The sequence below is a fragment of the Pseudomonas sp. JV245A genome (genome assembly GCF_032424515.1).
Lineage (GTDB): Bacteria > Pseudomonadota > Gammaproteobacteria > Pseudomonadales > Pseudomonadaceae > Aquipseudomonas > Aquipseudomonas protegens.
Genome location: NZ_VYKE01000162.1, coordinates 1 through 10794, shown reverse-complemented (window position 1 = coordinate 10794; position 10794 = coordinate 1). Strand labels below are relative to the sequence as shown.

Sequence of the window (10794 nt, the reverse complement as noted above, 5' to 3'; positions counted from 1 at the left end):
GGCTGGTGCCCCTGGCGCAGCAGGGTGGCCAGCAGGTCCGGCTGCCCCAGCCAGACCGGACAATCCGCCGCCAACCGTGCCAGCTCGGCGGAGTCGCCACTGGTCAGCACTTCCAGCTCCGGGGCCGCCTGACGCAACAGGCGGGCATAAACAGCGTGATCGTGTTCGGCAATCAGAACGCGCATGGCTCAAACCTTAAAAAACGGTGCAGGCAGCCGCCGACGGAGAATCGCTCCATCGATCAAGGCGGCTGCCAGGTCAGTCAGTTGCACTTACAAGGACGCCCGGGACCGGGCGCCTACAGGTCAGACCGGATCATTGCGACGCAGCAGCTCTTCGGGCAAGTGCTCGATGTACTCGTCTTCTGCCGGTGGCATCTGCAGGTGGTAGCCCTGCTTGTCGAGGTTTTCCAGCACCTGGTGGATGTCCTCGCGGGACAGCTTGCGCTCCGGGCTCAGCACCAGGTCGAAGGCATGTTGCGGCTTGCCGAAAGCCAGCAGCAGGTTTTCCGGCACGCGTTCCAGAGCCTCGCTTTTGAGCACGTAGAGGTACATCTCGTTCTTGCGCGGGCTTTTGTAGATGGAGCAGATACGTTTCAAGGCTGTTCTCCGGCGGTGGCCAGGCTGTCCAGCAGCGCCTGGCCCATCAATTCGCGGCGCCAGCCACGCAGCGAATCAGGCAATTGGTAAGGCCCGTTGGGGAAGCCGCTCTTGAGCAGGCTCTCCAGGGTTTTCTTGCGCAGCATCACTTCCGGGGCGATCCCCAGGCGCTCGGCCTGGGCCTGGCCCACGGCCTTGAGGCGCTTGAGCAGGGCCGCGGCTTCGATCGGCAGGGGTTCGGGCACGGCCGGCGGCCATTGATCCGGGCCGACGCTGGCGGTGCGCTTGATCAGGTCGAGGAGGAACTCGCCGTCCTGGCGCACGGTACGCGGGTGCATGTCTTCGATCTTGGCCAGCGCCGACAGGTTGTCCGGCTGGGTCTTGGCCAGGGGCCACAGGGCATGCTCGCGCACGATACGGTTGCGCGGCAGGTTGCGGGCACGGGCCTCGCGCTCGCGCCAGGCACACAGCTCACGCAAGACCGCCAGCTGGGCGCGGGACAGTTTCCAGGCCAGCTTGGCTTCGCGGTAGACCTCGTAGGGGTCCACTTCGCGGCGCAGGTTGGCCACCAGCTCGGCGCCGTCTTCCAGCACCCAGCGGTACTTGTCCTCGGACAACCTGGGCCGCAGTTCGGTGAACACCTGGGCCAGGTGCACGGCGTCTTCGGCGGCGTAGCTGACCTGGGTTTCCGACAGCGGGCGCTGCAGCCAGTCGGAACGGGTCTCGCCCTTGGGCAGGTCGATGCCCAGGACTTCCTGCACCAGGCGCGAATAGCCCATGGAGAAACCCAGGTTCAGGTAGGCGGCCGCCAGTTGCGTGTCGAACAACGGCGCCGGCAGGCTGCCAGTCAGGCGCAGCAGGACTTCAAGGTCCTCGCTGCAGGCGTGCACCACCTTGACCACTGCCGGATTCTCCAGCAGGGCCGCCAGTGGCTGCCAGTTGTCGATGGTCAAAGGGTCAATCAGGTAGGCGCGCTGCCCATCGCCAATCTGCAACAGGGCGGCAATGGGATAGAAAGTGTCGACCCGCATGAATTCGGTGTCGAGGGCGACGAATGGCAACTGCTGCCACTGGGCGCAAAGCTGACCGAGGCTATCGTTGTCGCGAATCCAATGTATATCGATGGCCACACGGCTCTCCCTTGAAGAATGGCGCGCAGTATATATCGCCTCCGGCGATTTCCGAGCATTCACCCGACAAGAGCAAGTGAGAAACCATCTGCCGGAGGGCAAGAATAGTCCGAGACTCTGGGCTAACCCTGTTTTCTCAGCACATAGACCCGCGAAGGCGCCCAACCGGGCAGCAGGTCCCGATGGTCGAGCACTTCAAAACCGGCTTCGCGGAACTCCGCTTCCAGCTGCACCTTGCTGGCCAGCGGCAGCATGCCGGAGCTGGCAGAAGCGGGTCGGGCGATCTGCAACAGCGGTTCGATCCGCGTGGCCAGGATCACCGTGTCCCGGCTGACCCGGTAGAACTCGCGCAGCAAGGCCAGGCGATCCTCGCCCCGGGTCACGTGGGCAAAGAGTTGCATGCAGATGATGCAGTCCACCGCATTGGCCGACAGGCCGATATTGAACGCCGAACTGTGAAAGGTCTTGACCCGTTTCAGCAGGCTGGCCGGGTGGTGGGTCTGGGCATGGTTCAACATGTCCTGGGAAGGGTCCGCCGCCAGAATCACCCGGTTGCCGTGCTCGCCCAGCACCGGCCAGTAGCGCCCGGCGCCGCAGGCCACATCCAGGATCAGCCCCGGCTCGCCGGCTTCCTTCAGGGCGTGACGCACCAGGCGTGCCGTGCGCCAGGCGGCCAGGCGCGCGCCAATCCCGGCTGGCCGGGGCTCGCGGCAGACGCGCGCGTGCTCCTGGTCGTAGCGCCGAGCGAACTCCAGTTCGATGGACGGTGGGGGATGGGACGACATGAACGGCGAACTCTTTTTGGAATCCAGGGGCCACAGGTTAACGTGCCATTCGTGAAAAAAAGGTCGAAAGCCCGCATCGCCTTCCGGCACCGGTACTTGCCTTGCCTGGTCGGCGGCTGGCGCCAATAATGCTCCGCCCCCCTGCCCCTCAAGGAACGATTCCATGCTCCCGCGCCTGCTGTTGTGTACCCTGCTGGGCCTCAGCGCCCCAGCCCTGAGCTTCGCCCAGGAGCCCTCCTCGCACCTGGACCAGGTGATCGAGCGCGGCCACCTGACGGTCTGCACCACCGGCGACTACAAGCCCTACAGCTACCTGCGCGACGACGGCCACTACGAAGGCATCGACATCAGCCTGGCCGAATCCCTGGCCGAGAGCCTCGGGGTGCGGGTGAAGTGGGTCAACACCACCTGGAAAGGCCTGATGGCGGACTTCCAGAGCCAACAGTGCGACATCGCCGTCGGCGGTATTTCGGTGTCACTGGAGCGGCAGAAAAAAGCCTTCTTCAGCCAGCCCCTGGGCATCGACGGCAAGATCCCCCTGGTGCGCTGCCAGGATCTCAAGCGCTACCAGACCCTGGAACAGATCAACCAGCCCGAGGTGCGCCTGATCGAGCCACCGGGCGGCACCAACGAAATCTTCGCCCGGGCCCACCTGCCCAAGGCCAGCCTGACCCTGTTCGCCGACAACGTGACGATCTTCGATCAGTTGCTGACCCACCGCGCCGACGTGATGATCACCGACGCCTCGGAGGCGCGCTTCCAGCAACGGCACAAGCCGGGGCTGTGCGCAGTCAACCCCGAGCGCTATCTGCAATACAGCGAGAAGGCCTTTCTCCTGCCTCGGGACGATGTGGCCTGGAAAAGCTACGTCGACCAATGGCTGCACCTGAGCAAGGCCACCGGCGCCTACGACCGGGTGGTCAATCAGTGGCTGGCCGCGCCCTCGTCCTGATCCAGCAGCAACTGCCGGAAAGCCTGGCAGGCGGCGCTGCGATAGGCGCCCTTGCGCCCCAGCAGCACCACGCTGCGCGGCGCCGGTGGTGACTGCAAGGCCAGGGTGCGCAGCCCCGGCTGCTCCCGGGCAATGGAGCTGGGCAGGATGGTCGCCAGTTGCCCGCGCCGGACCATCTCGACAATCGCACTGACCGAATTGGCCTCGGCGGCGATCGGCGGGGCAATGCCCTGCTGCCGGCAATACAGGTCGATGTGCCGGCGGGTGGCGAAGTCGGCGCTGAGCAGCACCAGGGGCTGGCGGCCCAGGGCCTCGGCACTCAGGGGCAGGCGCTCGGGCTGCGGATACTGCGGGCCGACCATCAGGCTCAGGGTCTCGATGAACAGCGCCTGACTCTCGATCTCCGCCAGGTGCTCGCCGGCGAAGGCGATACCCAGGTCCAGGCGGTCTTCGGCCAGGGCCGCTTCCAGGCGGTCCTGGGTCATTTCCTCGATGCTCAGGCCGATTCCCGGGTGCTGCCGGTAAAAGCGGCTGAGCAAGGGCCCGGCCAGGTAGGCGGTAAAGGTCGGGGTCAGTGCCAGGCGCAGCGAGCCGCGGCTCAGGTCCTGCACATCGTGGATCGCCCGCCTGGCCGCCTCCAGGTCCTGCAGGGCGCGGCGGGCATAGGCGACATAGGCCTGGCCGGCATCGGTGAGGCGCACGCTGCGCCCGGAACGGTCGAACAGCGGCGCCCCCAGGCCCTCCTCCAACTGCTTGATCTGTTGCGACAGGGTCGGCTGGGACACATGCAGCGCCTCGGCAGCCCGGGTGAAGTTGCAATGCTCGGCCACGGCCAGCAGGTAACGGATATGACGCAACAGCATGGGGAATTCCAACTATAGGCTGTAATTATGGAAAGCATAATAAGCCGGTCTTGGACGCTATAGCTGAAAACTTCCATCCTTGCCCCATCAGCGACGCAAGGAGAACCCCATGCAGAACATCATCGACGGCTTCCTCAAGTTCCAGCGCGAAGCCTTTCCCCAACGCAGTGAACTGTTCAAGCAACTGGCCAGCACCCAGAACCCCGGCACCCTGTTCGTCACCTGCTCCGACAGCCGGGTGGTGCCCGAACTGCTGACCCAGCAAGAGCCCGGCGACCTGTTCGTGATCCGCAACGCCGGCAACATCGTGCCCAGCTACGGCCCCGAGCCGGGCGGCGTATCGGCCACCGTGGAATACGCGGTGGCAGTGCTGGGGGTGAGCGACATCGTCATCTGCGGCCACTCCGACTGCGGCGCGATGACCGCCATTTCCACCTGCAAGTGCCTCGACCACCTGCCCGCCGTGGCCAACTGGCTGCGCCATGCCGAGTCGGCCAAGGTGATCAATGCCGCCCGCCAGCACGCCTCGCCCGCCGAGCACCTGGACGCCCTGGTGCGCGACAACGTGATCGCCCAACTGGCCAACCTCAAGACTCATCCTTCGGTGGCCCTGGCCCTGGAGCAGGGCCGGCTCAACCTGCATGGCTGGGTCTATGACATCGAGAGCGGCGCCATCGTCGCCCTCGACGGCAACACCCAGCGTTTCGTCTCCCTGGCCGAGTACCCGCACACCTGTGCCCTGGCCAGCCAAGCTTCCAGCGCTGCCTGAGCAGCCCCCGTTTCGTCACTCAAGAGGAGTCACCCCATGCTGCAATCCCAATTCGCCCAAGCTCCACGCCTGGCCCTGGCCGACACCATCATCGACGCCAAGGCGCGCAAGAACCTGTCGTGGCAGGACCTCACCGACGGCACCGGGCTGAGCCTGGCCTTCGTCACCGCCGCCCTGCTGGGCCAGCACGCCCTGCCGGCCACCGCCGCCGACCTGGTGTGCGACAAGCTGGGCCTGGACCAGGACGCCAGCCGCCTGCTGCAGAGCATTCCCCTGCGCGGCAGCATCGCCGGCGGCATCCCCACCGACCCGACCGTGTATCGCTTCTATGAAATGCTCCAGGTCTACGGTTCGACCCTCAAGGCCCTGGTCCACGAGCAGTTCGGCGACGGCATCATCAGCGCCATCAACTTCAAGCTGGACATCAAGAAGGTCGAAGATCCGGAAGGCGGTTCCCGCGCGGTAATCACCCTGGACGGCAAGTACCTGCCGACCAAGCCGTTCTGATCCCGGGTTGCAGGTTGCTCCAGCGGTAGGTGCCTGCCGGGCGTGCGTATCGTCCGGTTTGCGGCCCTGCGGCCCGGATCGCGGCCTGCGGCAGCGGCTACAGGTCCGCGGTGTTATTTAGTTTTTAAATAACACCGCGGACTTTCTGATTTGCCCCCACTCCAGACCGAGCCGCCTAATCGGATCCTTGTTTGTTGAAGGTCCGACCATGGAAAACGTTCGTGCAACTTCCCGCCCCGCACTCTGGCTGATGGTCAGTGTGATTCTGGTGGCGCTCAATCTGCGTCCGTCGATGGCCGCCGTCGGCCCGCTGCTGTCGGGCATTCGTGGCGATATCCCCTTGAGCTTCAGTCTGGCTTCGCTGCTGACCATGCTGCCGGTCATGGCCATGGGCCTGGCGATGTTCTTCGGCATGGGCATCAGCCAGCGCCTGGGCGAGCACCGCACTGTGGTCCTGTCGCTGCTGGTCATCGGCCTGGCCACGGTCTCGCGGCTGTTCATGGATTCGGCAGCCGAGCTGATTCTCAGCGCGGTGCTGGCCGGCATCGGCATCGCCCTGATCCAGGCACTGCTGCCGGCGCTGATCAAGTCGCGCTTTGCCGACAATGTCTCGTTGTTCATGGGCCTGTACGTCACCTCGATCATGGGCGGTGCAGCGCTGGCCGCGTCGTTCTCGCCCCTGGTGATGAACCACAGTGGCAGTTGGCGCCTGGCCCTGGCGATCTGGGCCGCCCTGGCGCTGCTGGCCCTGGTGTTCTGGTACGCCCAGCGCACGGCCCTGCCCAGGCTGCCGGGCAAAGGTGGAGCACGGGAGTCCTTTGCCGGTAATCGCCGGGCCTGGCTGCTGGCGGTGTTCTTCGGCCTCGGCACCGCTTCCTACACCTGCGTGCTGGCATGGCTGGCGCCCTACTACGTGGAGAACGGCTGGAGCGAGCAGAACGCGGGCCTGTTGCTGGGCTTTCTCACCGCCATGGAGGTGATTTCCGGGCTGGTCACCCCGGCCATCGCCAACCGCAGCCAGGATCGGCGCCTGGTGCTGGTGGCCCTGCTGGTACTGATCATCGCCGGCTTCTGCGGCCTGATCCTCAGCCCCAAACACCTCAGCCTGCTGTGGCCGTGCCTGCTGGGCCTGGGAATCGGCGGGCTGTTTCCCATGAGCCTGATCGTCTCCCTGGACCACCTCAGCGACCCGCGCCGCGCCGGTGGCCTGACCGCTTTCGTGCAGGGCATCGGCTACCTGATTGCCGGGCTGTCGCCGTTGCTGGCGGGCATGATCCGCGACCAGCTGGGCAGCTTCGAGTGGGCCTGGTGGTCACTGGCCGCGGTGATGCTGGTGATGATCCTCATGGCGCTGCGCTTCGATCCGAAGCATTACCGCCAGCACATCCGCTGAGCCGGGGGAGGCCATCATGAACCCGGCGAACTTCACCCAGGCCAACCTTGGCATGCTGCTGTGGGCGGTGCTGATTGCCGCTTCGTTCTTTGCCGCCGCCGAGGTCAGCCAGGCCATCGACCCGGTACTGCTGACCGCCCTGCGCCTGTTGTTCTCGGCGCTGATGTTCGTACCTCTGTTGTGGCTCAAGGGTTCGGCGCCCATGACCCTGGCCGGCTTGCGCGCCCATGGGCTGCTGGGCCTGCTGCTGGCGCTGTATTTCGGTTCGCTGTTCGAAGCCCTGCGCTATACCTCGGCGGTCAACACCGGGACCCTGTTCACCCTGGTGCCGCTCCTGACCCTGGTGTTCGAAGCCTGGCTGCTGCCTGGAAGCGGCCAGCGGCGCCGCCTGCTGCCGATGCTGGTGGCGGGGGCCGGGGCGCTGCTGCTGATCCTCAAGGGCGGCGCGCCAGGGCAATTGCCGTCGCTGTACGCCATGGGTATCTACGCCCTGGGCTGCCTGGCCATGGCCGCCTACTCGCCGCTGAGCCAGCGCTTCAAGGCCGGCAGCCTGCAAGGGCGCAGCCCGGCGGCCATGACCTTCTGGAACATGCTGTTCGGATCGCTGTTCCTGTTTGTCGCCAGCCTGGCCAGTGGCGGCTGGCGCAGTGCCGCGCTACTGCGCGGCAACGACCTGCTGTGGCTGCTGTACCTGGCGCTGTTCGCCACCCTGGCAACCTTCTGGCTGCTGCATCGGGCCATCGGCGTCATCGCCCCGTCCACGGTGATTTCCTACATCTACCTGAGCACCCTGTTCCTCACGCTGTTCCACTGGTTGTGGCTGGGCCAGGGGCCACAGTTGACAGAAATGCTCGGCGCCCTGCTGGTGGCCCTGGGCATGCTCGGCCTGGTGCGCGGCAGCCGCCCGACAGCCGCGGCGGCCTGAAATTTCCCCGGGACAAGCACCATTGCAGTGCGCGAAACTGCGCAGGTCGTGTTATCGGACATTTATGTCCCGATGCTGTCCGCGAATCCCCGCCCCGGGCATTTAATTAGGACGATCGTTCCGCTAGCATCGATCCGGTTTGCGCGCCACCGGCGCCAGGTGCTCAGCGGGATGGAACGGATGCTCATCAGCAATGTGCTCAGAAAACTCGACATGCAGGACCTCATGGTCTTTATCGCGGTGTACGAGCAAAGCAGTGTCACCGGGGTTTCGGAAACCCTCTGCGTCAGCCAGTCGACCGTCAGCTACTGCCTGAAGAAACTGCGCAACGGCTTCGAGGACGAACTGTTCATCAACACCCGCACCGGCATGCGCCCGACCTACAAGGCCACCAGCATGTACAACCACGTGCTGAGGATCCTGGAGAGCATCAACCTGTGCCACAGCGGTGTGCCGGCCTTCGACCCGAGCCGCCAGGCCGTGACCTTCAACCTCTGTGCCCCGGAATACTTCGAGCTGCTGATCCTGCCGCGCCTGCTCAAGGGCTTCGACTACGCCGACCTGCCGGTGACAGTCAACGTGCAGAAGCTGGAAAGTGATATTCCCGCCGAGGACCTGCGCGATGGCAGCGTCGACCTGGTGATCTGTTTCGGGCCCGACTTCCATCGCGGCCACGCCGACTTCAAATCGCAGATGCTGCTGGAGGACGACCTGGTGTGTGTCTTCGACAAGCGTGCGACCCCGCCCAGGGAACCGCGCTTCAGCCTGCAGTCGTTCGTCGAGCGGCGGCACGTGTTTCCCACGCCCTGGACGTCGGACAGCAACATGGTGGACGGCTGGCTGGCGCGCCAGGCCCACAAGCGGCAGATCGTCGCCCGCTCCAACAGCTACAGTGCAGCGCTGAAGATGATCACCGGCACCGACTTCCTCCTCACCCTGCCCCGGCGCATCCAGGCACTGCTGGCCAACGAGGCAGTGTTCAACCATTGCGAGGCCCCCAGCGGCCTGCCGGGATTCAGCCTGGACATGCAGTGGAGCCAGCACACCGATCAGGACAGCGCGCAGACCTGGTTCCGTGAACAGATAGTCAAGGTCTGCGCCGAGCAGGGGCTGGCCTGATCCTCAGCGGCCGACGGCGGCCTTGCTGTAGGACGCGCGGTCGATATCGACGATCTCCACGCACAGTTGCACCTGGACATCCGCCGGCCATGGCGCCAGATCCTGCAACACCGCCAGCAGGCCCTCGGACAACTGCTTCTTGACCTCTGGCGAACGGCCGCTGAGCAAGGCCAGCTTGACGTGGACAAAGCCGCGCTCGCCAATCCCGGTGCCGACCCGAAACGCTTCCACCTTGACTGCGCGGCTCTTGATGTCGAACTCGTCGGAGAACTGCCCGGACGCCACCAGCCCATGATTGAGTCGCAGCAGCGCCTTGTCGACGTCCAGTTGCGGCAGGTTGGCGGTGTATTCCATATGCAGGTGCGGCATGGCAAAGCTCCCGGTCAGTCAGGGGTAAAAAGGCGCTCCATACTACACAACCCGCCCCACGCCGCCGCAGTAGCCGTTAGCCTCATTGCCTGGACGCCGCCCTTTCCCGCAGGGCCAGGGTTTCCCAGGCCGCCACCAGCAGCATCACCAGGGTGGTCAGGCTGCCCAGCGCCAGGGCGGAAAACCACTGGTTCCAGGCCGCGGGCAACAACAGCAGCAAGGCCGCGAGCCCGGCCAGGTGCGACAGCGGCGGCAACGGCCGCTCGTTCATCACCCACTTGAACAGCGCGCAACCGAGCAGGAACAGCCAGGGGCCGCCGACGATCACCAGCACCGCGGCCTGGCTGGCATGCTGCGGGTGCACCAGCACCAGTTCGTCGGCCACCGCACTGACGATGATCCCGGCGACGATCAGCACATGCAGGTAGGTGTAGGCAATACGCGCCTGGCGCCCCGGGTCGCTGGAGTGGGCGATGCGGTGGTGGGCACGCTCGGCGCCGCTGTCGAAATACACCCACCACATGGCAATGCTGCCCAGCACCGCCACCACGAAAGCCAGTACCCCTTCGGCACTGGTGGCCAGCTCGGCGAAGGTGGCGCCGGTGACCAGCAGGGATTCACCCAGGGCGATGATCACGAACAGAGCGCAGCGCTCGGCCATGTGGTTGCCTTCGACATTCCAGTCTTCCAGGGTCGAGCGGCCGAGCCCCGGCACCCAGAAATACAGCGACGGCGACAGCACCTCGATGGCCAGGGCCAGCCCCCAGCACGCCAGGCGCTGCGGGCCTTCGAGCAGGCCACCGGTGATCCAGAAAACGCCCGAGAACATCAGCCACAAGAGGATCCGCTGGAAGTTGCGGGTCATGTTCAGCGGCTCGCCGCGCACCGCCCACAGCGAATAGGCGGTGCGCCCCACCTGCATGAACACATAGGCGCCGGCGAACAGCAGCCCACGCTCGCCGAAGGCCTGGGGAATCGACGAGGACAGCAGCAACCCGGCCACCATCAGCACGAACAGGCCGAGGCGGATCGGCAGGGCTTCCGGGTCCAGCCAGTTGGTGATCCACGAGGTGAAGATCCACACCCACCACACCGCCACCATCAGCAACGCCACCTGCAGCGCTCCGCCCAGGGACAGATGAGCCAGCAGGGAGTGGGACAGTTGGGTCACGGCAAACACGAACACCAGGTCGAAGAACAGCTCGACCATGCCAACCTTGCCGCTGTCGTGGCTGCCACGCCCACGCAACAGGGAACGGGAACGACTCATGGGCACACTCCACCGATCAATGTTTCAACAGACGATCCACACAGCAAAGCAGCCCCCTGTGCCTATGCCAAGCTGGCGGCCTCCGTTCACTGCGCCGCTGCCGCAGGCTGCGA

The 10794-nt window shown here is 65.4% G+C and carries 12 protein-coding genes and 1 pseudogene; 6 read left to right on the top strand and 7 right to left on the bottom strand.

The window, feature by feature from the left end; genetic code table 11:
- The 4 genes and pseudogenes from F6S12_RS26875 to F6S12_RS26860 form a co-directional block, all read right to left on the bottom strand.
- Nucleotides 1-185 (bottom strand): annotated as a pseudogene (locus F6S12_RS26875) (D-2-hydroxyacid dehydrogenase); the annotation flags it as partial.
- A 120-nt stretch (nucleotides 186-305) separates the two neighbouring features.
- Nucleotides 306-599 (bottom strand): YcgL domain-containing protein, encoded by a 294-nt coding sequence (locus F6S12_RS26870; RefSeq protein WP_011059834.1) that lies wholly within the window; start codon nucleotides 597-599, stop codon nucleotides 306-308.
- Nucleotides 596-1729 carry a ribonuclease D gene (gene rnd, locus F6S12_RS26865; RefSeq protein WP_011059833.1) on the bottom strand — a complete coding sequence of 378 codons (1134 nt, stop codon included), beginning with the start codon at nucleotides 1727-1729 and terminating at the stop codon, nucleotides 596-598. Before rnd ends, F6S12_RS26870 begins: the two co-directional genes overlap by 4 nt.
- A gap of 122 nt (nucleotides 1730-1851) precedes the next feature.
- Entirely contained in the window at nucleotides 1852-2514 is a 663-nt protein-coding gene (locus F6S12_RS26860) for a class I SAM-dependent methyltransferase (RefSeq protein WP_072443303.1), read from the bottom strand.
- A 163-nt stretch (nucleotides 2515-2677) separates the two neighbouring features.
- Between F6S12_RS26860 and F6S12_RS26855 the strand changes: the two genes are divergently transcribed.
- On the top strand, nucleotides 2678-3466 hold the full coding sequence (locus F6S12_RS26855; protein WP_011059831.1) for a transporter substrate-binding domain-containing protein: 789 nt from the start codon (nucleotides 2678-2680) through the stop codon (nucleotides 3464-3466).
- Here F6S12_RS26855 and cynR read toward each other — a convergent pair.
- Nucleotides 3439-4329 carry a transcriptional regulator CynR gene (gene cynR, locus F6S12_RS26850; protein ID WP_011059830.1) on the bottom strand — a complete coding sequence of 297 codons (891 nt, stop codon included), beginning with the start codon at nucleotides 4327-4329 and terminating at the stop codon, nucleotides 3439-3441. The genes F6S12_RS26855 and cynR overlap by 28 nt on opposite strands.
- Nucleotides 4330-4438: 109 nt before the next feature.
- Here cynR and F6S12_RS26845 point away from each other — a divergent pair, with 109 nt between their 5' ends.
- From F6S12_RS26845 to F6S12_RS26825, 5 genes are all read left to right on the top strand, one after another.
- Nucleotides 4439-5098: a carbonic anhydrase gene (locus F6S12_RS26845; RefSeq protein ID WP_011059829.1), complete on the top strand. Its 660-nt coding sequence runs from the start codon at nucleotides 4439-4441 to the stop codon at nucleotides 5096-5098.
- Nucleotides 5099-5134: 36 nt separating this feature from the next.
- Nucleotides 5135-5605 (top strand): cyanase, encoded by a 471-nt coding sequence (cynS, locus tag F6S12_RS26840; RefSeq protein ID WP_011059828.1) that lies wholly within the window; start codon nucleotides 5135-5137, stop codon nucleotides 5603-5605.
- 208 nt (nucleotides 5606-5813) lie between these two features.
- Complete coding sequence (locus F6S12_RS26835) at nucleotides 5814-6998, top strand: cyanate transporter (protein ID WP_053149591.1); 1185 nt, start codon at nucleotides 5814-5816, stop codon at nucleotides 6996-6998.
- A gap of 16 nt (nucleotides 6999-7014) precedes the next feature.
- A complete protein-coding gene (locus tag F6S12_RS26830; RefSeq protein ID WP_019093309.1) occupies nucleotides 7015-7923 on the top strand; it encodes a DMT family transporter in 909 nt (302 codons plus the stop codon).
- Nucleotides 7924-8103: 180 nt separating this feature from the next.
- Nucleotides 8104-9042 carry a LysR family transcriptional regulator gene (locus tag F6S12_RS26825; RefSeq protein WP_053149589.1) on the top strand — a complete coding sequence of 313 codons (939 nt, stop codon included), beginning with the start codon at nucleotides 8104-8106 and terminating at the stop codon, nucleotides 9040-9042.
- 3 nt (nucleotides 9043-9045) lie between these two features.
- On the opposite strand, the gene F6S12_RS26820 is transcribed toward F6S12_RS26825, so the two are convergent.
- Nucleotides 9046-9411 carry a 5-carboxymethyl-2-hydroxymuconate Delta-isomerase gene (locus F6S12_RS26820; protein ID WP_041116521.1) on the bottom strand — a complete coding sequence of 122 codons (366 nt, stop codon included), beginning with the start codon at nucleotides 9409-9411 and terminating at the stop codon, nucleotides 9046-9048.
- An 82-nt stretch (nucleotides 9412-9493) separates the two neighbouring features.
- The gene (locus F6S12_RS26815) at nucleotides 9494-10681 is read right to left on the bottom strand and encodes a low temperature requirement protein A (RefSeq protein ID WP_015634542.1); all 1188 of its coding nucleotides are present in this window, start codon (nucleotides 10679-10681) and stop codon (nucleotides 9494-9496) included.
- Between the last annotated feature and the right edge of the window lie 113 nt (nucleotides 10682-10794).